The sequence below is a fragment of the Herbaspirillum sp. meg3 genome (genome assembly GCF_002257565.1).
Lineage (GTDB): Bacteria > Pseudomonadota > Gammaproteobacteria > Burkholderiales > Burkholderiaceae_D > Herbaspirillum.
The window spans coordinates 910,575-931,779 of the sequence record NZ_CP022736.1 but is presented as its reverse complement, the minus strand read 5'-3'; the positions used below and the strand labels follow the sequence as shown (position 1 = coordinate 931,779).

The window sequence follows — 21,205 nt, the reverse complement described above, 5'->3', positions numbered from 1 at the left end:
TTAAACCATTGTATTAAAAGACTTTTATTCAATTTTTATTTGTCCTGATCACCATCTTTCTCCAGCGTAATATCCACTTTTTTGACTGGACGACCTCGCTTGGCAGGACTGACGCGGCGGCTGACCTGTTTTTCCAGGCCTGATTTGAAGTCGTCGGCACCCAATGCCCAGCCCTTCAAGGTCGCCTGCGTGATCGCTTCTACTTCCTGACTGCCCAGCGACTGCTCGGCCAACAGCTTGTAGGCGATCTCGCGGTCGAACGGCGTATTGCCCAAAGCCCAATACAAACGGTGGTCAGTGATCAGCGGATCCGACTTTGCGCCAATGTGATGCATGTAACTCGACCATGGATAATCCGCCGCTCCTGCGACGAGTCCATTACGGACAGGATTCAGCTCGATGTAGCGACTGCACAACAGCAGGTAGCGCTCGGCGTCCAGCACCGTAGCTCGGTAACGCCCCTGCCACAAGGTGCCGCCTCTTTCATATTTCTGGTTGTAATAAGGAACGTAATACCGCCCAACCCATTGCATCATTCGTGCCAGCCCGTCGGCATCAACAGGTGTCGCCAGCACATGAATGTGGTCGGACATGAGTACATAGGCGTGAATGGCGACCTTGAAACGCTTCGCGCCCTCTTTCAACCACTCCAAGAACGCCGCATGATCGGCGGAGTCGCGAAATATTAATTGTTTGTCATGACCGCGCTGAATGATGTGATGCGGTTGATGTGGGACGACAAGGCGGGGTAAGCGAGCCATAGGTAACGACTAAAACAAAAAAGGCCGGAGGCGATTCACGATTGTAAATCAACTCCGACCCCAATTTTTGCTCGTTTCGCATGATCCTTTGTGGATCTATCGGTTCAAGCGAAAACTTACAACTTAAACCACAGCCTTCTTGCGTGACAACACCAGACTGATCAACACCGACGCCAGCAGGATCAAGCCAACGACCAGTAGCGAAATCATCACTGGAATGTGGAACCAGTACGCCAGCAACATCTTGCCACCCACAAACACCAGCACAAGCGCCAGACCGTATTTGAGATAGTGGAAGCGATCTGCCACATCGGCCAGCAGGAAGTACAGCGCCCGCAAACCCATGATCGCAAACATGTTCGATGTGAACACGATGAACGGGTCAGTCGTGATCGCGAAAATCGCCGGAATGCTGTCGACCGCAAAAATCAAGTCCGTCACTTCGATCAGGATCAGCACCAGCATCAGCGGCGTGAAATAGCGCACGCCGTTGCGCATCGTGAAGAACTTCTCGCCGTCGTACTCATTGCTGATACGCATATGTTTGCGCAAGAACTTCAGCAAAGGGTTGTCGTTGAGATCGCTCTCCTTGTCCGCAAAGATCAGCATCTTGATGCCGGTGATGATCAGGAAAGCGCCGAACAGATACATGATCCAGCTGAACTGCGCGATCAGCCAGGCACCCAGCAAAATCATCACGGCACGCATGACGATCGCACCGACCACGCCGTACAACAACACACGGCGCTGCATCTCGGCCGGCACGGCGAAGTAGCCGAAGATCACCAGGAAGACGAAGATGTTATCCACCGACAGCGACTTTTCAATCAGATAACCGGAGAGAAACTCCAGGCTCTTCTGATTTGCGAATTCGCGCCCGATGCTGTGATCCAGATACCACCACAGCAGGCCGCTGAACAGTAAAGCCAGCATCACCCAGGCGATTGACCATCCCAGCGCTTCCTTGACCGTCACCTTATGCGAATGACGTCCGCCCAGCACCAGCATGTCGAACGCCAGCATGCCCAGCACAAATACGATAAATCCGCCCCACATCAGCGGACTTGCAAAACTTTCTACACCGTTCACGGTATTCCCCTTTATTTATAGCGACTGATTAGCCCATTAATCGAAGTCGAAAAATTCGCCCAAAAATCCCTTTTTCTTGCGCGACTGATAATCCTTGTTGTAGCGATGGCCATCGTCATAGCCACGCTGCTGTTGCGGCGCGTATTGCGGCGCCAGTGCGCGCTGCTGAATCGGTTGATGATGCGGCTGCGGAACCGCTTGTTGCATCGGCGCCGCGGCAGCTTGTGAGCGCTCAATCAGCTTATCCAATTCACCGCGATCCAACCAGACGCCGCGGCATTGCGGGCAATAGTCGATCTCGACGCCCTGACGATCGCTCATGTTCAGATTGACGGTAGTACAGACAGGACATTTCATGACGGCCTCCATGGCTTTGCAATAGACAAGCCGTACTGTAGCTGGATCCTGACCTATTGAAAATTCGAATATACTTTCATTTATCTTCGGAAAAACCGATGAATAGGATAGGCCATGGCCGCGCTCAATTACAAACATCTGCATTACTTCTGGGTCGTCGCCAAAACCGGTGGCATTGCGCGTGCCGGCGAGCGCCTGCATCTGACGGCGCAGACCATCAGCGGTCAGATTACGCTGTTCGAAGACAGTCTGGGCTACAAGTTATTCAACCGCATCGGTCGCAAGCTGGAGCTCAACGATGCCGGTCGCACCGTGTTCGCCTATGCCGATCAAATCTTCACGCTCGGCGAGGAACTGGAAGAAGTCATGCGCTTTCGCCCGGGCGGCAGTCCTTTGCAATTCAGAGTCGGCGTCGCTGATGCAGTCCCCAAAACGATCGCGTATCTGCTGCTGGAGACGGCGCTGAAACTTGATGACCCCGTACGCATCGTTTGCCGTGAAGGCAAGCTGAACAGCTTGCTCGGCGATCTGGCGATCCATCGTCTGGATATCGTCATCGCCGACAGCCCCATGCCTGCCAATATCGACGTACGCGGATACAGCCACCTGCTGGGCGAGTGCAACACCAGTTTTTTCGCCACGCCAGCACTGGCAAAACACTACAAGAAGAATTTTCCGCAGAGCCTTGATGACGCACCATTCCTGATGCCCGGAGAAGACGCGGCGGTTCGGCCAAAATTGCTGCGCTGGTTTGAAAAAGAAAAAATACGCCCGCGAATCGCCGGCGAGTTCGATGATGGCGCGTTGCTGAATGCTTTCGGCGAGGCCGGCACCGGTATCTTCGCGGCCCCCTCTGCAGTGGCCATGCAATTGAAGCAACAACTCGGCGTCGTGCAAATTGGACAAACCGAACAGATCACCGAACAGTTCTACGCGATCTCGGTTGAAAGGCGATTGACACATCCCGCCGTGCTGGCGATACAGTCGGCAGCGCGTGAGAGTCTGATCATTCCAAAAGGGAAATAAAACGCAGGGCCTGCATGTCGGCATGCCATTGCGGCAACATCAAACAAAGCGAAAGCACAAAGAAAAAACCCCACGCTCCTTACGGATCGTGGGGTAAATCCCATTCTCGGGGGAGAGAATGGAGGGGGAAAACCAACTATAAGAAAAGCAGAGTAGTGCTGCAGTGTTTTTTACAAATTGTTACGCCACCCTCCGCTGCGCAACATATTCCGTCAGGACTCAGTCAGCAAAAGGGTTCGCAGCGCATTGAAAACCATCGTCTGTTGCTCACGGCGACAAATCAGGGAGGTAGTAATCCGCCCTTCCTTACCTAAAGAATAGGCGGAAAAATTCTGTTGTCCATGCATATTTAATATCGAACGCGGAACAAAAGCCATGCCGATGCCTGCTGCGATGCAGGCAAGCATGGCGTGATATGAGCCAAGCTCCAGAATTCGTAAAGGGCGGCGATCCTTGACACTGCCTGAAGCGAACCACTGTTCTGCAAGGCTTCGATAGGTACAACCTTGTTCAAAGACAATCAACGTCTCCACGTTCAGATCATCCGGCGTCTTTACCCGCCGATGACCGCGGGGCACCGTGATCATCAGTTCTTCCTGGTATAACGGCGTTGAGAAAAAAACATCTTCGGGAATGGGCCCTGCCACCAGGGCGGCATCAAGCTTGAAGCTGCGCACCTGATCGATCAGATGTTTCGTCGCTCCCGTGGTCAACTCCAGTTGTACTTCCGGCCAGCGCTGATGAAAAGCCGCCAGCGGCCCCGGCAAACGACTTGCAGAGGTACTTTCCATCGCCCCTACCCGCAGCCTGCCGCGCGGCTCTTGCGGCACCATCGCATGCCTGGCTTCTTGCACCAGACCGAGGATGCGTTCGGAATAGTCGAGCAATATTTCACCCGCAGGCGTCAATACCAGACGTTTGCGATCACGGATAAACAGCGAAACACCCACTGACTCCTCCAGCTGCCGCAGCCGCGTGGTCACATTCGACTGCACACGATGCAGACGCTCGGCAGCGCGCGTGACGCCACCTTCGGCAACGACCGCGCGAAAAATTTCAAGTTCGGCAAGTTCCATGCTGACTCCGTTTAAAAATCTTCATCTACCATCTCATAAAAAGATGAATACATTCTAATTATTCATTTTTTAGAATGATAAAGACAAGCTAACATTGCGACATTCGCGACAAGTTAGCAACGTCGCAACAAACACAATTCAAAAATAATGACGCCCGGCAATCAATCCGCGATAGCGCCTCAAGAACAGGAAACAATGACTACTCCGGACGCAAGCCACAACCGTAAAAGCGCCCTGCGCATCGCCTTCGCAGGCCTGATTGCACTCGCCGCAGCCATGGGCATCGGCCGCTTTGCCTTTACTCCGCTGCTGCCGATGATGCTGCACGACCAGACCATCGACCTCAACAGCGGCGGCTGGCTGGCGACATCGAACTATCTCGGTTATTTCATCGGCGCCATGCTGTGCGCGTTCTGGCGAGGCTTGCCGCCGACGCGAACGATTCGCGCCGGGCTGATTGCGACGGTCTTGCTGACGCTCGGCATGGGCTTGCTGCATGCGCAAGCGATATGGCTGGCGTTGCGCCTGCTATCCGGCATCGCCAGCGCACTGGTATTCGTCTACAGCTCGGGATGGTGTCTGCAACGTCTGGCGCAGCTGCAATTACCAGCACTGGGCGGCATCATCTACTGCGGTCCCGGCATCGGCATCATGCTCACCGGCTTGTCCAGCAGCAGCATGGTCAGCAACGGCTGGCATGCCGATACCGGTTGGATCGCATTCGGCTTGTTGGCGGCCGCGTTGACGGCGGCAGTGTGGAGCACCTTCAGTGGCAATCTTGATTTGCGTGCAGCCAATGTCACCCCGGCTGGAACAGAGAGCGCAGAACCGGCGGCGATCCGCCAGGAAGTCCGCTGGCAAGTGCTGGCGTATGGCATGGCAGGATTCGGCTACATCATTACCGCCACCTTCCTCCCCGTCATTGCACGCCAGGCATTGCCGCCCGGTTCGGCGTGGCCGGATTTCTTCTGGCCGTTGTTTGGCTTGTGCGTAGCGCTCGGCGCGCTGGGTGCGACACGGATACCCGTGCACTTTGATCAGCGCTTGCTGCTGGCGATCAGCTACGTCATGCAGGCAATCGGCGTGGTCAGCAGCGCAATTTTCCCTAACGAAGTCGGATTCGCACTCGGCAGTATTTTGCTCGGTCTGCCCTTCACCGCCATCACGCTATTTGCCATGCGTGAAGCACGCCGCCTGCGCAGTCATCATGCAGCGGGACTGATGGGCTTGATGACCGCATCCTATGGCATCGGCCAGATTGCCGGCCCGCCGCTGGCGACACGGCTGGTACATGCGACCGGCTCGTTCACGCCTTCGCTGAGTATCGCAGCCGCCGCCCTCCTGACGGGAGCTGTCTTATATTGCTGGCTAGTGTCGCGCTCACCGGTCCGTCATCCAATGACAACATCGTAAAGATCAATCCACCTGCGCTCTTGCTGCCCTTTAAGGCAGCTATAACCACGGTGGATCTCACTTCGTCTTTTATCACCCAAACACGATATTTTTTGATAGACAAGCGCATGTATTAACGAATATCTCAACTATTGCGCCTCCTCTGCTTCTCAGCCACTTCGGCTTGCGCAACCATGTACCGGCGTTTTATCGATCCCGACTCTGTTCGAGGCGCGATATGGATCCGTCCACGCACTATCCCTGACTGTTCAATCAAGAGGAGTAGACATGCGAATCATCCGGATACTGGCGCTCTCAGTGCTGGTGACAACATCGTTCAAGCTAGAAGCTCACACCATCAAACCGGTCTTCGAAATCCAAAGCGAAACATACAGAGAAACCTACCAGGAAAAATTTGAAGGCAGTTATCTCATGTCTGAGCAAGCAACGATGTATGGCATCGGTGCAACTATGGGAATTTGGATTGACAACCGGCACGGCCTTTTTTTGATTGGACGTTATGCGCAAGGCAAGAGCGACTACAAGAACTCGCACGAAGATCGTGAGAATGGGCAGAATCGCTACCTGTACGAGATACGCGCGGTGTACGAATGCGCCTTCCCGATTTTAAATACCGAAGTCACGCCATCGATAGGATTGGGGTATCGCACGCTCACAGATCGCCTTGACCAAATTACCAATGACGAAAAAATTGGGTATCGCCGCGAATCGCGTTACACCTTTCTGAGCGCGGGAATCAAAGCAAAATACACTTCGCCCTCGGCACGTTTTAGCATCACGCCTCAGATCGCGTACCAATATTTACTGAAAGGAACCCAGTATTCATCGTACGACGCTCAATTCAATATTCCCACGCTGATTCATCAGCAAAGAAACGGACGCGGCCTGGAGGCATCACTTACACTCGCCTATCCGTTGGCGAATCGCAGTGAAATCCGTATCGCACCTTTCTATCGCTATTGGAGGATTGCGAATAGCGAAGCTTGCGCCGAGTGCAGTTTGGAACCTGCAAACACAACCAAAGAAATCGGCGCCAGATTCACTTATGCATTCTGAAAACTGTTGCGGTCAAAGTAAAAAAGCCCATGCGTATAGGAGCATGGGCTTTCACTTTCAGGAGCAAGATTAACGGAAAGCAGGCTCCCCGAAACTGCGCAGCTTGCGGCTGTGCAGTTGCTCGATGCCATGATTGCGCAACAGCTCCAGCGCACGGATGCCGATCTTTAGATGTTGAGCGACGCGTTGCTCATAGAAGCGATTCGCCATCCCCGGCAACTTGATCTCCCCGTGCAGCGGTTTGTCGGACACGCACAGCAAGGTCCCGTACGGAACGCGGAAACGAAAGCCGTTGGCGGCCACCGTCGCACTTTCCATATCCAGCGCGATTGCCCGGCTTTGACTGAACCGCAGCAAGGGCGTGCGATGATCGCGCAGTTCCCAGTTGCGATCATCTACCGAGGCCACGGTACCGGTGCGCATGATGCGCTTCAACTCATATCCTTCCAGTTGCGTGATCCCGGCAACAGCGTCCTGCAATGCAAGTTGCACTTCCGCCAGCGCCGGAATCGGCACCCACAGCGGCAGGTCGTCATCCAGCACATGATCGTCGCGAACGTACGCATGCGCCAAAACATAATCGCCCATGCGTTGCGACGACGACAAACCTGCGCAATGGCCAAGCATGATCCAGCCATGCGGACGCAGCACTGCAATGTGATCGGTGATCGTCTTCGCATTAGACGGGCCCACGCCAATATTGACCAGCGTGATGCCAGTGCCGTCTGCGCGCTGCAGGTGATACGCCGGCATCTGCGGCTGACGCACCGGCGGTGTGCCGGTACTCGGCATGCCCTTCATGCCTTCGACATTGGCGTTCGGTGTCGTCACGTTACCCGGTTCAACGAAGGCCGTGTACTGCTGACGATAAGTGCGCAGCTCAGGATCATCGGTCGCCTGCATCAGCTCGCGCCCCATGCGCACGAACTCATCGACGTAGAACGCGTAATTCGTGAACAGCACGTAGCGTTGAAACTGCTGCGGCGCCGTCGCCGTGTAATGACGCAGACGATGCAGTGAGTAATCGATGCGCGGCCCGGTGAACAAGGCCAGCGGATGAATGCCATCGCGCCAGCCACCGTTGTCGACTTCATAGGTACCATTGACGATGCGGTCATCCATCTCGGCCAGATCGGGCAAATCGAACACGTCAGGCAACAGACGCAAATGGTCCGGATCCAGATCCCCCTCGACGTGAATACCTTCGGCAAACGCGAAGTGAACCGGAATCGGCAAATCGCTCACACCGATTTCCAGCGGCTCCTGATGATTACTCAGCAACAGCTTGAACTGGCTCAGCAAATAATTCTTGAACAGCGTCGGACGCGTCAACGTCGTCTGGTACGTTCCCGGCCCGGCGACAAAACCGAATGACTGGCGCGTGTCGGTGTGCGTCACCTTTTCAGTTGTGATGCGCACAAAGGGGTAGCACGCTCGCACACGCTCCTGCAACACTTCGCCTTTGGCGAATTGTTTGAAGGCATCGCGAAGGATGGCGGTATTGTGCTCATAGATCTCGATCACGCGATCGACCGCTGCTTGCGGATCGGTAAATTTTTCGGTCAACAACTTTTCTCCAATCAATTCCGGTTCTCGATGCGCTGCCGTCTGCGTGACTGTCGTGATTTTCATGATTCACATAGAGCGGCAGCATCCGATTTCATTGTACCTATATAAACAAAAAGGCCAATTCAATTCCGAAAGCTGACAGGAAAACTGACTGCGGGCAACAACGGTATGCCATTCAATTTCCCGGACAGGTAAATTCTTGAATAGAATTAAGAATTCGACATTGTTTTTTTGGATTTAACAAAATAGAGAAGACTCAAAAATTCAAAATACTCGCAAATCCAAAGCATCTGTCTTCGCCATTCTTTTGAGTATGTGATTTGCGTCGCCCTGACGCCGTTTCCACGTTGCTCAGCACGAGCAATTTGAGTGCAAAACCATCGCTTTCGTGCCCTTAAAAAGCGCTGCACATGCACTCCTTACGGGCAAATATTCCATGCGGTTATTTGCGTGAAAAAATAGTTCCCGATTTCATTCAAGACATCTTCTAAGAAGCGTTAATGAGTGCTATCGTGGCTGCTCTCCGCGCCTCACGAGGGCTGCTTCCGACGAGTTCTGCTCGCGTCGGTACAAACGGAGAAGAGACTAAAAAACATACTTTCACCAAGAGGAACGACATGTATTCGAAAAAGATCTTCGGCCAGTTTTTGATCCTGGCCTGTGCTGCGCTGGTATCCGTCGCACACGCACAAAAACTCCCTAACGTGATGATCCTGGCAACCGGCGGCACTATCGCAGGCACCGGCGCCACCAGCACGACAACCGTCGGCTACACCGCAGCAAAAATCGGTGTTGACGCGCTGATCGATGCCGTGCCGGAACTGAAGAAAGTCGCGAACGTCAAGGGCGAGCAAGTATTCCAGATCGCCAGCGAAAACATGAACAACGACTACTGGCTGAAGTTGTCCAAGCGCGTGAACACGCTGCTGGCGCAAAGCGATGTTGACGGCATCGTGATCACTCACGGTACCGACACGATCGAAGAAACAGCTTACTTCCTCGACCTGACCGTACACAGCAAGAAGCCGGTGGTAATCGTCGGCGCAATGCGCCCATCGACAGCCATCAGCGCCGACGGCCCGATCAATCTGTACAACGCCGTGTTGCTGGCAGGCAGCCAGGAAGCCATCGGCAAGGGCGTGCTGGTGACACTGAACGACCAGATCAACGCTGCGCGCGAAGTGACCAAGACCAACACCTCGACGCTGGATACCTTCAAGACGCCTGAACTGGGCTTCCTCGGTTACATCCAGGGCAGCAAGCCGTTCTTCTATCGCCAGTCGACCCGCAAGCACACTGTTGATTCCGAATTCGACATCTCGAAACTGGATGTGCTGCCGCAAGTCGACATCGTCTACGGCTACGCCAACATGAACCCGATCGCGCTGAACGCCTTCGTCGCCGCTGGCGCCAAGGGCATCATCCACGCAGGCGTGGGTGACGGCAGCCTGAACAACATGGTTGCTCCATCGCTGACTGAAGCACGCAAGAAAGGCGTCGTCATCGTTCGCGCAAGCCGCGTCGGCCAAGGCATCGTGGCACGCAACGGCGAAGCGGACGACGACAAGCTGGACTTTGTTGTTTCCGACACGCTGAACGCGCAAAAGGCACGCATCCTGCTGATGCTGGCACTGACCAAGACATCCGATACCAAAGAAATCCAAAAGATCTTCTATTCGTATTGATCGCTGGTTTTGGGCTGGTTCACGCTGCATCTGAATCAGCTACCAACAGCAAGAAAAACGGCCCGCATTGCGGGCCGTTTTTTATTGTAAAAAGATAAGCTGACTCAAGGTTCCTGATGCCTTGCAGTCCTTTCGCCAAGCTTAAATGCCGAGTGACTTGCCCGCGCCGAGCAACGTCGCCACGCCGATGATCGCGAAGATCAATGCGGCGATTGCATGCACGATGCGCACCGGGATCTTGCCGGCAATCCTGTCACCCAGCAGCACCGCCGGCACGTTGGCGATCATCATGCCCAGCGTCGTTCCGGCAACCACCGGCACAAAAGCGTGATACTGCGCCGCCAGGGCGACCGTCGCCACCTGCGTCTTGTCGCCCATCTCCGCGAGGAAGAAGGCGATCACGGTGGTGCCAAATACGCCGAAGCGCGCAAACTTGGCTTCGCTCTCATCGAACTTGTCGGGAATAAGCGTCCAGATCGCCATGCCGATGAAGGACACGCCGAGAATCCAGCGCATGGTTTCAGGCGAAACCAGTGAAGTGATCCACGCGCCCAGCGCGCCGGCAAAAGCGTGATTGGCAATGGTCGACACCAGAACGCCCAGAATAATGGGAATCGGTTTACGGAATTTTGCAGCGAGGATAAAAGCCAGCAGTTGCGTCTTGTCGCCAATTTCAGCTAAGGCGACTACGCCGGTAGAAATGAGAAATGCATCCAATTGGGGTCTCCATGGCCGGACAGAAAACAATGACCACGCCTCTCCCCGGCCATTCCGGAGGGCAACGTGGTCAAAGGTCTTGTCAAGCGCTTAGGACCGCTTATGCCATGATCGTGTGGATCAAGTATGTTGACATAAGCCCCTCCTCAGGGTGGAAGGCGACTACTCCCCAATGACCCGCGCATTTTACTCAATTAGTTTTTACGCGTCCATAGAAAATACACAAGGAGGCAGGAACCAAGCGCGGTAACGAGACTCTTTATAAAGTAGACGCAAGGCAAGCTTTGCCGCCGGTAACGGGTACCTGCCCCGGCAAGCCTGTGTCATGCTAGGATTTCCGCCTTTGCAGCCGCGCCCTCATTCATCGATGACAAGAATGAAGCCAATGATGCAGGTGACACCAACCTCGACCTGCATCAGGCCGCACTCCCGACCAACCTTTGCTGTCTTTGCACAGCATTAATCATTCGACATCTCGCCTATGATCAATCGACGCACCTTCCTGAGCTCTGCCACCGCGACTGCCGCTCTCGCCGCCCTCGGCATTCCTCCCGAAGCGCTCGCCGCCAACCGCATCAAGCTCGGCAATCCCGCGCCCTTCTCGTTCGACGCCCTGATTGCTCAGGTGCGCACTACCGCGCAGTCGCCTTATAGAGCGCAGAACAAGCCGCCGGCCGATATCCTCGACAAGATCGACTACGAGGCGCACGGCAAGATCAAATTCAATACCGACTCATCCTTGTTTGCAGATGGCCCCGGACAGTTCCCCGTGACCTTCTTCCATCTCGGCCGCTTCTTCCAGGCGCCGGTGCACATGTACACGCTCGAAGGCGCCGGCAACAACGCCAAAGCACGCGAGATCCTGTACGACGAAAGCTACTTCGACATGCCCGCCGACAGCCCCGCGCGCAAGCTGCCGCGCGGCAGTGGCTTCGCCGGTTTTCGCTTTCAGGAAAGCCGCACCGGCGACCAGACCAAACTCGACTGGCGCAAGAACGACTGGGTCGCCTTCCTCGGCGCCTCCTATTTCCGCGCCATCGGCGACCTGTATCAATACGGCTTGTCGGCACGCGGCATCGCCATCGACGTTGCCCAGGCCGGCAAGTCGGAAGAATTCCCGAACTTCACCCACTTCTACTTCGAAGCCCCAGCCGATAAAAGCGATACCGTCGTGGTGTATGCCGTGCTGGACGGCCCGAGCATCGCCGGTGCCTACAAGTTCATCATGCGGCGCGATGCGGGCGGCGTGCCCGGCGTGATCATGGATGTCGACTGCGCGCTGTTCCTGCGCAAGGACGTAGGCCGCCTCGGCATTGCGCCGGCGACCTCGATGCTGTGGTTCTCCGAAGCGGTCAAAGGCACCGGCGCCGACTGGCGTCCGGAAGTCCACGACTCCGACGGTCTGGCAATCTGGAACGGCAACGGCGAACACATCTGGCGCCCGCTCAACAACCCGGCGCGCATCACCGCCTCGGCTTTCGGCGATAACAATCCACGCGGCTTCGGCCTGTTGCAGCGTGACCGTAACTTTGACCATTATCAGGACGGCGTGCATTACGAGCGCCGCCCAAGCCTATGGGTCGAGCCATTGGAAGGCTGGGGCGAGGGATCGGTACAACTGATCGAAATCCCGACCGATGATGAAATCCACGACAACATCGTCGCGATGTGGGTTCCCAAAGCCAAGGCCTCCGCAGGCAGCAGCTATCGCCTGCGTTATCGCTTGCATTGGCTCAAGGATGAGCCTTACCCCTCGCCGCTGGCGCGCTGTGTCGCCACGCGTCTTGGCAATGGCGGCCAACCTGGTCAGCCACGCCCGCCCAATGTGCGTAAGTTCATGGTCGAGTTCAAAGGTGCTCCGCTGGAAAAACTGGCCTTCGGCGAGTTGCCTGAAGCGGTGTTGTCGAGTACGCGCGGGACTTTTTCGTATATATTCACCGAGGCAGTGCCGAACGGCGTTGCAGGCCACTGGCGAGCCCAGTTCGATCTGACCGTCGACGGTGACGATCCGGTCGACCTGCGCCTCTATCTGCGCCACAAGAACCAGACGCTGTCGGAAACCTGGCTTTATCAATACCAGCCATTCAAGACTCGCAACGTCTACTGACAGAGCAACGCGCTTCGTTACGTCCCGAAAAGCTGGCGCCGGCTCTGCGCCATCTCTACTCCCTCTCCATTGCGCCGGCCATCGTGCCGGCGCAATGCCTTGCCCCGATGCAACACAGCCGCGACAAATACGGCCTTGTCATCAATTCGACACATTTTCCGCTTACTCTTCAAAAAAGCTTTGCGAACAGCGCAGAGACATCCCGAATTGAGGCACTAAGTTGCAGTTACGATTATCGACGCGGCCGAGCTGGCTGAATACGGCATTTCAAAATGGCCGGGGGCTGTCGCTGGCCTACGTGTTGTTGTCATGTTTTTTACTGATCGTGATCTGGACCATCACCTTCACACGCATCCACAATGAAAAGGCGCTCGCCGTAGAAAGTTCGGTTGCCGACAGCAAGAACGTCGCCGCCATCATCTCCTCCAATCTCGAAGAAGTGCTCAGCAAGGCTTTGCTGTATTCACGTATCGGCCAATCGGTGCTGGATGGCGACGCCCATGCTTCCAACTATCTGTCGCCATTATTTCTGGGCGACTCCGCCTATCTGCGCGTCGCCATCTTCGACGCCAACGCCAGACTGGTGTATTCCTCCGCGCGCCAGAAGGACGAACCCGAATTCTCCCAACTCATCAATGCGGCCTATGTGTCGTCACTGATGTATTCCCAGCGCCAGCGTGGCATGATCATCAGTCCGCCACTCAAGAAAGATGGCTACACCTGGCGCGTCCCCTTGCTGATTCCCCTCAAGAACAAGAAAGATGAATTGCAGGGCTTCTTCACGGCCATCCTCGACCTTGGCTATTTCTTACGCACCTACAAAGACGTCAGCATCAGCAGCGGCAGCCGGATCGAGATCCTCAACGCCACCGGCTTTCAGCTGGCCGAACTGAGCGGCAGCACCTTGTCGGGTGGCAGTAATTTTGCCGGCGAAGAATACGCGCTCTTCCTCGTCGACAATAAAACCGATGGAGAAATTCGTGCCGTGCGCCCCGGCGAGCGGGAACAACAGATCGGTGTGCAGCGCAAATTGGATCGCTATCCACTGGCTGTGATTGTCAGCCGCGATCCGGATTACGTACTCGGCAAATTGACGGAACCCCATCGCGAATACCGCTACCAGGCCGTCATCATCTCCGTCATCGTGCTGCTGTTCTGCTACGCGCTCGTCAACATCGCACATCGACGCAAGCGTTTGTATGAAAAGCTGCTCTATTCTGAACGCGAGAAGAGCGGTCTCATCGATCAGCTGGAGATGGAAAAATCACGCGCCTACCAACTGGCCTCGCACGACTATCTGACCGGCATCCCCAACCGCATGCTGTTTCACGAGATCGCAGCAACCGAATTGTCGCGTGCGCGCCGCAGCCGAAAACTGTATGCCCTGTTCTTCCTCGACCTTGACAAATTCAAGGTCATCAACGACACGCTCGGCCATGCCGTCGGCGACGCCTTGCTGCAAAACGTCGCCAAACGCCTGCGCAGCGTGCTGCGTGAATACGATCTGGTGGCACGACTGGGCGGCGATGAGTTCGTCGTACTGGTTTCCGAGATTGCTGCTGAAGAGCGCATCGCCGAGATCGCCCGCACGCTGCTCACGGCGATCAGCGAGCCGTATCCCGATCTGGAAGGGCATGAAGTCCAGGCCACCCCCAGCATCGGCATTGCGCTGTATCCACGCGATGGCCAGAGCGTCGATGAATTGCTGACCAGCGCCGATGCGGCGATGTACACCGCCAAAAAGGCCGGCAGCGGCACCTATCGTTTCTACGATGCGTCGTTGAACGCCTCCGCGGCGCGCGGGCTGGAATTGCTGGCGCGGTTCCGGCAAGCGATCAAGGCGGACGAGTTCCGCCTGCATTACCAGCCCAAGGTGGAAATGCAGAATTTTGACATCGTCGGTCTCGAAGCGCTCATTCGGTGGGAACATCCCGAGCACGGCCTGATCTTCCCGAATGACTTCATCCCGCTGGCGGAAGATCACGACCTGATCATCCCGCTCGGCCATTGGATCATCAAGGAAGTGTGCCGCCAACTGGCTGAATGGCGCAGACGCGGCATCACTCCGGTGCCCGTCGCGATCAACGTCTCGGTCAAGCAATTGCAAGACGAATTGCTGCTGGAAACCCTACTCGGCGCACTCAAGAAATACAAACTGCCGCCATTCCTGCTGGAAATCGAAGTCACGGAAAGCTGCTTCATCGGCGATATCGACAGCGCCAAGAGCGTACTTGAAAAACTGCGCAATGAAGGCCTGCGCATTTCACTCGACGATTACGGCACCGGCTATTCCAGCCTAAGCCATATCAAGACCTTGCCGGTCTACGCGCTCAAGATCGATCGTTCATTCATCCGTGATATCCGCAACGACAACAGCGACGCCATGATCGTTGCTTCCACTGTCTCGCTGGCACGCAACCTGGGACTGAAGGTCATCGCTGAAGGTGTAGAAAGTAAAGAGCAGTTGATGCATCTCAAGGTCATCGGCTGCGACCAAGTACAAGGCTTTTATCTGCAACGCCCCGTCTCGGCGGAACAGATCGAGCCGATACTCCAAAAAGGAAAATTCGATCCGCTATGACAGCCAATGGAAAATGGGAAAAAGCCGGATACGAGAAACGCAGGTTGCTGCGACTGTTTTCCGCAGCCGCGATATCGTTCGCAATCGCGTCCATCGCCGTCATCTCCAGCACGACTGCAGCGGCAGCAGCTGAATGTGAACGCCCTGCGCGACTGCGCATGGCATTTGTCCCTCAAGGTGAGTTGCAGGACGACGGCGCAGCCATGAAGCCATTGTTCGACGATCTGGAGCGCGCCTTGCGCATGCCCGTGGAAATCATCACCCCGGCCTCTTACGGCGCGGTGACGGAAGGTTTGTTGGCAGGTGCGCTGGACGTCGCCCGCCTTGGCCCTGCGACGTATGTTTCTGCGCGCAAGAACGACCCGCAAATTACGCCGTTCGCCACCTTGCTGCGCATGGCCGACGGCTTCAGCGACGGCAGCACTGCTGCGTATTACTCCATGCTGATCGTCCGTCAACACGGACCAATCACCTCGATCTCCGGATTGAAAGGAAAGCGCCTTGCGCTGGCGGATCCTGACAGCACCTCCGGCGCGCTGATTCCATTGCACGTCTTCTCACGCCAGCTCGGCACATCGCTGGATAAGTATTTCTCGCGCATTGGCTACTCCGGCAACCATGAACAGTCGGTCACCGCAGTATTGAACAAAGAAGTTGACGCGGCCTTTATCGCCAGCGCCAATCTCGGATCACTGATCGCCGCGGGTAAGGTCAAACGCTCCGATATCCGCGTGCTGTGGAAATCGGCGCCGATTCCTTTTGATCCCTTCGTCTATCGGGGGCAGCTGTGCGACGATATCAAGAAGAAGATCCGCGCGGTGTTTTTCAATAAAAAAAGCGCCAACGTGCAAAGCACGCTGAGCGCCATTCATGCCCAGGAATTCGTTCCTGCCATGGACAAGAACTACAACATCATTCGCGATCTTCCCTAGATCTGCGTTTTAAAGAGGCTGCATAACCAACGAATCAATCCTCCGACCACGGGCAGCTTTTGCAGAAGCTCTTCGGCAGCATCCCAGTAATCACGGTGCAGGACGACCAGTCCGTCGGCGTTGAACTTCAGATGCGTGCTACCGATAATCACATATGGCTTGCCCTTGAGTCCAAACTGAAATGCCCAGGTGATAAAGGCCTGATCGCCGTCAACTACGCGATCATCAATGACAAACCGCGGGTCATCGGTGGTATCGAACATGTGCTCGTAAATGGCCATCATCGCGGGAACACCCTGCACGTCGTTGAAGGGATCCTTGAAGCACACCTCCGGGGCATAAAATTGGCCGATGTGGCGCACGCTCTGTCGCGTCAGCGTGCAATACCAGTCCATCAGCAAATCGAGTCGTTCTTTGGTCTGAGCAGTTGTTGTCATGTGGGGCGGAGAAAGCGTTGAAACAGCGCAAAGCGCCAACGATAAGGCAACATCTGAATCAGCTTGAGGATACGCGTAAAGTGGTAAGGAAAGTGGATCTCGAACTTGCCTTCGGCGATGCCTTTCCAGATCTTTTCCGCGGCAGCGTCCGGTGTCTGCAAACCAGGCATGGCGAAGTCGTTCTTGGCGGTAAGCCCGGTTTTGACGAAGCCGGGATTGATCAGGTAGACGCTGAGTCCTTTGGCATGGAGGTCGCTGTAGAGAATCTCCGCCAGATTGATCAATGCCGCCTTGCCGGGACCGTAGACGCTGGCGTTGGGCAAGCCCATGTAGCCGGCCACGCTGGCGACCAGCGCGATGCCGCCACTGCCTTCTGCCAGCATAGCAGGCAGCACGCTGGACAAGGCGGAGTAAACGCTGACGAGGTTGGTCTTCAAGGTCTGTTCCGCCACGTCGTCGCTGACTTCCCAGCTACGTTCCGGACGGTAGTCGGCAGCGCAGAACAACAGCAGATCGACGCCGCCAAATGCAGCGCAGATCTCCGCGTGACGGGTACGCCATGCCGCATGATCGAGCACATCGAACGGCACGATCAACGCATTGCTCGCCACGCCGGCAACCTCCTCCAGGGCATCGAGCCGGCGTGCCGACAAGGCTACTTTGGCACCCATCGCCAGCGCCTGTTTCGCCAACGCAGCACCGATGCCGCTGGAGGCGCCGATAAGCCAGATGCGCTTGCCTTTCCAGCTGCCTACCGGGGTATTCATTGGACCGAACATGATGATTCTCCGTACTCCATTTGCTACGTTAGTCCCGCTTGCGAAAGAACAGCGTCACCTGTCCGACTTCAAATCCGAACTTGCTCATGGCAGTCCGATTGATCATGGTGCGGTCGTCCATCTGGTACATCCAATCGTCCATTGTCATTTCATAGGTCTTGCCGTCGACGGGCAACAGCAAGGTGTAGCGCCAGTTCAGCGCATTGCCCGCCGCCTCGCCGACGGCCTCTCCTACAACGTCCCCGGCTGTACCGCGCCAGCTGCCGTCAGCTTGACGCACCAGCGTCCATACCCGTTGCTGGGTGGTGCCGTCGTCGTAACGAAAACGTTCGTCGAGAATCAGTTTGCCGTCGCGATTGCTGCCGGTGATTTCCACATGAAAGCGTTTGACCACTTCGCCTCCACGCTTCTGAAACATGCCCCATGCGTCAGTCTTGCCGAGAAAAAAATGTGCCGGATCGAACACCGGCTGATTCGCGGCATAGCGCGATACATCCGGCGAGGAACAGGCAGCCAGTAAAGCAACAAATAAAAGCGTGACAAGGGATTTCATGACGGGGTCTCCAGCAAAGAATGATCCGGTGCGAAAGTCGGCATCGACCTCAGCAGCAGCAACGCGAGCAATTTGAAAAGGCAAGGCACAGCGGCATATACCCAGCCCAGCGCAGTGATGCCACCAATGCCACCCATGCCTGGCTGGTAACCGAGCACCGCCAACAGCGGTAAAGCAAGACCCGAGACCGCCAGCGCCAGCTTGGCCAGCAAAGTCCACACGCCGTAGTAAGCCGCCGGACTTTCGTTCTTGCCGATCACGCCGGCAAGCAATACGGGCGGCAGAGCCAGGTCAGCACCGAGCGCCAGGCCGGCGGCGATACAGATGCTTGCGTACAGCCAGACATCACCGGCCTGCAGCAACGCCGCTCCGCCGAATGCCACAATCGCCAGCAGCATGCCCAAACGCCACGCTTGCAGCACACCCAATCGTTTTGCAAGCGCTACCCAGAGCGGCAGGCCGAAGGCCGTCGACAGAAAGTACAACGCCAGAAAAGCGCCGGCGTATTGCGATGCCTGCAAGCGGTCGTTAATGAAAAACAGCGCCAGCGTGGCCGGAATCGCCACCGAAACTGCATTGAAGAAATACGGCAGCAGCAAGCGGCGAAAGCTTCGGTTCGATTGCATCCGCGTCAACACCTCACGCCATCCGAGCGTGACATCGCCTTCCCTGTTCCACGGTGGCGCTAGCAACAGCAGTGCCGCCAATGCGATGGCCAGGCAGATCGCAAATCCGAGCGCATACATACTCAGCGGTGATTCCACCGAACCACCCCCGGCGAAGATATAAACGGGCGCAACGCTGGCGACCACAGCACCGGCCAGCCCGGCCAACTCACGCAGCGCCGAGGCACCAAGCAAGCCCTCGTCACGTTGCGACAACCGCGCCCCCCATGCGAGGTAAGCAATGTTAAGCATGCTGTGCGCCGTATAAGTCACAATCAGCATCGCCCCGAGCCAAGCCAGCAAAACGGCGGACGAGCCGCGCACCGCTGTCGGCGGCAACCACAGTCCAAAGAACGCCAGCGCCAGCAATAGCGCCGCAGCCATCAGCCACACCTTCAGACGCATGCCATGCAGACGATCAATGCAGCGTCCCAGCCACGGATCCTGCAGCGTGTCGACCAGGCGCGAGAGAAACAGCACCCAACCAGTACCTGCCAACGCCAGTCCAAGATGACCGGTGTAATAGGCCGGCGCCTGTATGTAAATCGGCAACGCCGACATCGCCAGCGGCAAACCCAGCAAGCCGTATGCCGCATAACTCAGGCGGTTGGCGCCACGCATTGTGCCGCTCATGGCGATGCGCCAAGCAAGCGTCGACGCAGCTGCGCATCCCTGCTGCGCGGATCAAGCCAGATGGCAAAAAATGCCTGTGCAAATTCGACATCACGCACTTCTGCCAGCAATTGTTTGCTGTTGTAGAAACGGCAACCGATGCCGGGCAGATACACACCCGTGAGCTGATCACCTTCTTCCACATCGGTGAAAGCGGCATTCATCTCGGCTTCCCAGCGCTGCAATTGCTGCTCGCTGTAACGATCGCCAAACAGACGGCGTATTTCGTCGATGCTGGTGCGGGCAATGCGCGCGCGGCCGATACTGCGCTGATAAGTCAACTCCAGCGCAAATGGCTGAGCCGGATCGAAGGATGCGCCTGTGCTCCATAACGCCGCGTGATAAACCTTGAACCCGAACCAGCGAAAGTCGGCCTCGCCCTGCAGACGCGCCTGCGGCACATCCGCGCGCCATCCTGCTGCGGCGGCGAATTGCGTCAGCGACAGTCCGGCCAGCAGGCAGCAGACTCCAACCGAGACGCGCAGCACATGCGCATATCTTGCCTTCTTAGTCTTTCCGCAGCAGGAACTGGATGACATCAGTACGCTCCTCATCGAAGCCGACTTCACAATAGGCGAAATACAACTGCCACAAACGCATGAAGCGCTCGTCGAATCCTTGCGCGGTGACTGCCTCGCGCTGCTGCTGGAAGGCGCTGTTCCAGCGCCGCAGCGTTTCAGCATAATCGGCACCGAAGCGATACTGATCCAGCGTCACAAGACCGGCCTTGGACGCTTTATCGCAGAAACGTTCCGGACTCGGCAGCATGCCTCCGGGGAAAATGTATTGACGGATGAAATCCGAGCTGCTGCGGTAGCGCTCAAAATACTGCTCGGCAATCGTGATCGACTGAATCAGCGCTTTGCCGCCGCGCTTGAGCCGTGCCGAAACGGTATTAAAATACTCCGGCCAGTAGCGTTCGCCGACGGCCTCGAACATTTCGATCGAGACCACCGCGTCATAACTGCCGCCGAGATCACGGTAGTCGCACAATTCCAATGTTGCGAGCTGGCCGAGCCCGCGTCCGGCGACGCGCTGTTGTGCAATCTGCAGTTGCGACGGCGAGATCGTCACGCCGTGTACGTGGATACCCTGCTGCGCCGCGTGTTCGGCGAAACCGCCCCAACCACAACCGATCTCGAGCACGCGATCACCGGCTTTCAGCCCCAGTTGATCGACGATACGTTGATACTTGCGCGCTTGCGCTGCTTCCAGGCTTTGCGCATGGTCGCCGGCGAAGATCGCACTTGAGTAGGTCCAACTGTTGTCCAGCCACAGTCGATAGAAATCATTGCCGATGTCGTAGTGCGCATGGATATTCTTGCGGCTGCCCTCGCGTGTGTTGGAACGCATCCAGTGACGCAGGCGGTACCACAGTCCGACCAGCTTGCCACCGAACATCACGCGATCCAGCTCAGCCTGATTGCGCAGGCACAGGCGCAGCAGCGCGGCCAGATCCGGCGTGTCGATCCATCCCGCGGCATAGCTTTCAGCAAAGCCGATGTCGCCGGCTTGCAGGATGCGCGCGCAGGCTCGCCAGTCGTTGATGTGGATTTGCGCGCTCGGCGGCTGATGCAAGTCGCCGAAAGTCAGCGTGTTGCCATGCGGCGTCGTCAGTTGCAGATGCCCGTGAGCCAGGCAATTGAGCAGACGCAGAAACAGGCGTGTCGCAGGCGGTGCGCCGGTTGGGGGCGACGCCGTAGCGGACGCTCCGGACGAATGGTTCATCT

Annotated in this window: 19 protein-coding genes and 1 riboswitch; of the genes, 7 read left to right on the top strand and 12 right to left on the bottom strand. The window is 56.4% G+C overall.

All coding sequences use genetic code 11. The annotated features are described in order from the left end of the window. Nucleotides 1-35: 35 nt before the first annotated feature. From hmeg3_RS04275 to hmeg3_RS04265, 3 genes are all read right to left on the bottom strand, one after another. The gene (locus hmeg3_RS04275) at nt 36-761 is read right to left on the bottom strand and encodes a transposase (RefSeq protein WP_094562629.1); all 726 of its coding nucleotides are present in this window, start codon (nt 759-761) and stop codon (nt 36-38) included. Nucleotides 762-884: 123 nt separating this feature from the next. Continuing rightward, the gene (locus tag hmeg3_RS04270) at nt 885-1,850 is read right to left on the bottom strand and encodes a TerC family protein (protein ID WP_094562628.1); all 966 of its coding nucleotides are present in this window, start codon (nt 1,848-1,850) and stop codon (nt 885-887) included. Nucleotides 1,851-1,886: 36 nt separating this feature from the next. Continuing rightward, nucleotides 1,887-2,207 (bottom strand): zf-TFIIB domain-containing protein, encoded by a 321-nt coding sequence (locus hmeg3_RS04265; protein ID WP_094566133.1) that lies wholly within the window; start codon nt 2,205-2,207, stop codon nt 1,887-1,889. Nucleotides 2,208-2,321: 114 nt separating this feature from the next. Here hmeg3_RS04265 and nhaR point away from each other — a divergent pair, with 114 nt between their 5' ends. Then, nucleotides 2,322-3,233: a transcriptional activator NhaR gene (nhaR, locus tag hmeg3_RS04260; RefSeq protein ID WP_094562627.1), complete on the top strand. Its 912-nt coding sequence runs from the start codon at nt 2,322-2,324 to the stop codon at nt 3,231-3,233. A 212-nt stretch (nt 3,234-3,445) separates the two neighbouring features. Here the strand turns inward: nhaR and hmeg3_RS04255 are convergent, their stop codons facing one another. Next, nucleotides 3,446-4,309: a LysR family transcriptional regulator gene (locus hmeg3_RS04255; RefSeq protein ID WP_094562626.1), complete on the bottom strand. Its 864-nt coding sequence runs from the start codon at nt 4,307-4,309 to the stop codon at nt 3,446-3,448. 195 nt (nt 4,310-4,504) lie between these two features. Between hmeg3_RS04255 and hmeg3_RS04250 the strand changes: the two genes are divergently transcribed. Both hmeg3_RS04250 and hmeg3_RS04245 read left to right on the top strand, forming a co-directional pair. Continuing rightward, nucleotides 4,505-5,722 carry a YbfB/YjiJ family MFS transporter gene (locus tag hmeg3_RS04250; RefSeq protein WP_094562625.1) on the top strand — a complete coding sequence of 406 codons (1,218 nt, stop codon included), beginning with the start codon at nt 4,505-4,507 and terminating at the stop codon, nt 5,720-5,722. 267 nt (nt 5,723-5,989) lie between these two features. Next, complete coding sequence (locus hmeg3_RS04245; RefSeq protein ID WP_094562624.1) at nt 5,990-6,778, top strand: hypothetical protein; 789 nt, start codon at nt 5,990-5,992, stop codon at nt 6,776-6,778. Between the two features lie 69 nt (nt 6,779-6,847). On the opposite strand, the gene hmeg3_RS04240 is transcribed toward hmeg3_RS04245, so the two are convergent. After that, complete coding sequence (locus hmeg3_RS04240; protein WP_094566132.1) at nt 6,848-8,347, bottom strand: AMP nucleosidase; 1,500 nt, start codon at nt 8,345-8,347, stop codon at nt 6,848-6,850. 617 nt (nt 8,348-8,964) lie between these two features. Between hmeg3_RS04240 and hmeg3_RS04235 the strand changes: the two genes are divergently transcribed. Continuing rightward, nucleotides 8,965-10,032 (top strand): type II asparaginase, encoded by a 1,068-nt coding sequence (locus hmeg3_RS04235; RefSeq protein WP_094562623.1) that lies wholly within the window; start codon nt 8,965-8,967, stop codon nt 10,030-10,032. Between the two features lie 141 nt (nt 10,033-10,173). On the opposite strand, the gene hmeg3_RS04230 is transcribed toward hmeg3_RS04235, so the two are convergent. Continuing rightward, nucleotides 10,174-10,749, bottom strand: a complete 576-nt coding sequence (locus tag hmeg3_RS04230; protein WP_050476549.1) for a TMEM165/GDT1 family protein — start codon at nt 10,747-10,749, stop codon at nt 10,174-10,176. A 4-nt stretch (nt 10,750-10,753) separates the two neighbouring features. Then, a riboswitch (yybP-ykoY riboswitch) is annotated at nt 10,754-10,932 on the bottom strand. Nucleotides 10,933-11,230: 298 nt separating this feature from the next. Here hmeg3_RS04230 and hmeg3_RS04225 point away from each other — a divergent pair. From hmeg3_RS04225 to hmeg3_RS04215, 3 genes are all read left to right on the top strand, one after another. Continuing rightward, a complete protein-coding gene (locus hmeg3_RS04225; protein ID WP_094562622.1) occupies nt 11,231-12,856 on the top strand; it encodes a glucan biosynthesis protein in 1,626 nt (541 codons plus the stop codon). Nucleotides 12,857-13,514: 658 nt separating this feature from the next. After that, the gene (locus hmeg3_RS04220) at nt 13,515-15,437 is read left to right on the top strand and encodes a putative bifunctional diguanylate cyclase/phosphodiesterase (protein ID WP_369828879.1); all 1,923 of its coding nucleotides are present in this window, start codon (nt 13,515-13,517) and stop codon (nt 15,435-15,437) included. Between the two features lie 44 nt (nt 15,438-15,481). Next, complete coding sequence (locus tag hmeg3_RS04215) at nt 15,482-16,369, top strand: phosphate/phosphite/phosphonate ABC transporter substrate-binding protein (protein ID WP_369828878.1); 888 nt, start codon at nt 15,482-15,484, stop codon at nt 16,367-16,369. On the opposite strand, the gene hmeg3_RS04210 is transcribed toward hmeg3_RS04215, so the two are convergent. From hmeg3_RS04210 to hmeg3_RS04185, 6 genes are read right to left on the bottom strand one after another with little or no spacing between them, the layout of a single operon-like run. Beyond that, nucleotides 16,366-16,806 carry a nuclear transport factor 2 family protein gene (locus tag hmeg3_RS04210; RefSeq protein ID WP_094562620.1) on the bottom strand — a complete coding sequence of 147 codons (441 nt, stop codon included), beginning with the start codon at nt 16,804-16,806 and terminating at the stop codon, nt 16,366-16,368. The two genes, hmeg3_RS04215 and hmeg3_RS04210, sit on opposite strands and share 4 nt — an antisense overlap. After that, entirely contained in the window at nt 16,803-17,585 is a 783-nt protein-coding gene (locus hmeg3_RS04205; protein ID WP_232511866.1) for an SDR family NAD(P)-dependent oxidoreductase, read from the bottom strand. The genes hmeg3_RS04210 and hmeg3_RS04205 overlap by 4 nt, the downstream gene beginning before the upstream one ends. A 28-nt stretch (nt 17,586-17,613) precedes the next feature. Continuing rightward, the gene (locus tag hmeg3_RS04200) at nt 17,614-18,138 is read right to left on the bottom strand and encodes a DUF3833 domain-containing protein (RefSeq protein WP_094562619.1); all 525 of its coding nucleotides are present in this window, start codon (nt 18,136-18,138) and stop codon (nt 17,614-17,616) included. After that, entirely contained in the window at nt 18,135-19,436 is a 1,302-nt protein-coding gene (locus hmeg3_RS04195) for an MFS transporter (RefSeq protein ID WP_232511865.1), read from the bottom strand. Before hmeg3_RS04195 ends, hmeg3_RS04200 begins: the two co-directional genes overlap by 4 nt. Further along, nucleotides 19,433-20,014: a chalcone isomerase family protein gene (locus hmeg3_RS04190; RefSeq protein WP_094562618.1), complete on the bottom strand. Its 582-nt coding sequence runs from the start codon at nt 20,012-20,014 to the stop codon at nt 19,433-19,435. Before hmeg3_RS04190 ends, hmeg3_RS04195 begins: the two co-directional genes overlap by 4 nt. After that, complete coding sequence (locus tag hmeg3_RS04185; protein ID WP_094562617.1) at nt 19,983-21,203, bottom strand: cyclopropane-fatty-acyl-phospholipid synthase family protein; 1,221 nt, start codon at nt 21,201-21,203, stop codon at nt 19,983-19,985. Before hmeg3_RS04185 ends, hmeg3_RS04190 begins: the two co-directional genes overlap by 32 nt. Between the last annotated feature and the right edge of the window lie 2 nt (nt 21,204-21,205).

What these genes read in the sequence shown, in the direction of transcription:
- hmeg3_RS04275 (WP_094562629.1), bottom strand. Translation starts at nt 761, where the DNA reads ATGGCTCGCTTACCCCGCCTTGTCGTCCCACATCAACCGCATCACATC.
- hmeg3_RS04265 (WP_094566133.1), bottom strand. Translation starts at nt 2,207, where the DNA reads ATGAAATGTCCTGTCTGTACTACCGTCAATCTGAACATGAGCGATCGT.
- nhaR (WP_094562627.1), top strand. Translation starts at nt 2,322, where the DNA reads ATGGCCGCGCTCAATTACAAACATCTGCATTACTTCTGGGTCGTCGCC.
- hmeg3_RS04255 (WP_094562626.1), bottom strand. Translation starts at nt 4,309, where the DNA reads ATGGAACTTGCCGAACTTGAAATTTTTCGCGCGGTCGTTGCCGAAGGT.
- hmeg3_RS04250 (WP_094562625.1), top strand. Translation starts at nt 4,505, where the DNA reads ATGACTACTCCGGACGCAAGCCACAACCGTAAAAGCGCCCTGCGCATC.
- hmeg3_RS04245 (WP_094562624.1), top strand. Translation starts at nt 5,990, where the DNA reads ATGCGAATCATCCGGATACTGGCGCTCTCAGTGCTGGTGACAACATCG.
- hmeg3_RS04235 (WP_094562623.1), top strand. Translation starts at nt 8,965, where the DNA reads ATGTATTCGAAAAAGATCTTCGGCCAGTTTTTGATCCTGGCCTGTGCT.
- hmeg3_RS04225 (WP_094562622.1), top strand. Translation starts at nt 11,231, where the DNA reads ATGATCAATCGACGCACCTTCCTGAGCTCTGCCACCGCGACTGCCGCT.
- hmeg3_RS04220 (WP_369828879.1), top strand. Translation starts at nt 13,515, where the DNA reads ATGTATTCCCAGCGCCAGCGTGGCATGATCATCAGTCCGCCACTCAAG.
- hmeg3_RS04210 (WP_094562620.1), bottom strand. Translation starts at nt 16,806, where the DNA reads ATGACAACAACTGCTCAGACCAAAGAACGACTCGATTTGCTGATGGAC.
- hmeg3_RS04205 (WP_232511866.1), bottom strand. Translation starts at nt 17,585, where the DNA reads ATGTTCGGTCCAATGAATACCCCGGTAGGCAGCTGGAAAGGCAAGCGC.
- hmeg3_RS04200 (WP_094562619.1), bottom strand. Translation starts at nt 18,138, where the DNA reads ATGAAATCCCTTGTCACGCTTTTATTTGTTGCTTTACTGGCTGCCTGT.
- hmeg3_RS04195 (WP_232511865.1), bottom strand. Translation starts at nt 19,436, where the DNA reads ATGAGCGGCACAATGCGTGGCGCCAACCGCCTGAGTTATGCGGCATAC.
- hmeg3_RS04190 (WP_094562618.1), bottom strand. Translation starts at nt 20,014, where the DNA reads ATGTCATCCAGTTCCTGCTGCGGAAAGACTAAGAAGGCAAGATATGCG.
- hmeg3_RS04185 (WP_094562617.1), bottom strand. Translation starts at nt 21,203, where the DNA reads ATGAACCATTCGTCCGGAGCGTCCGCTACGGCGTCGCCCCCAACCGGC.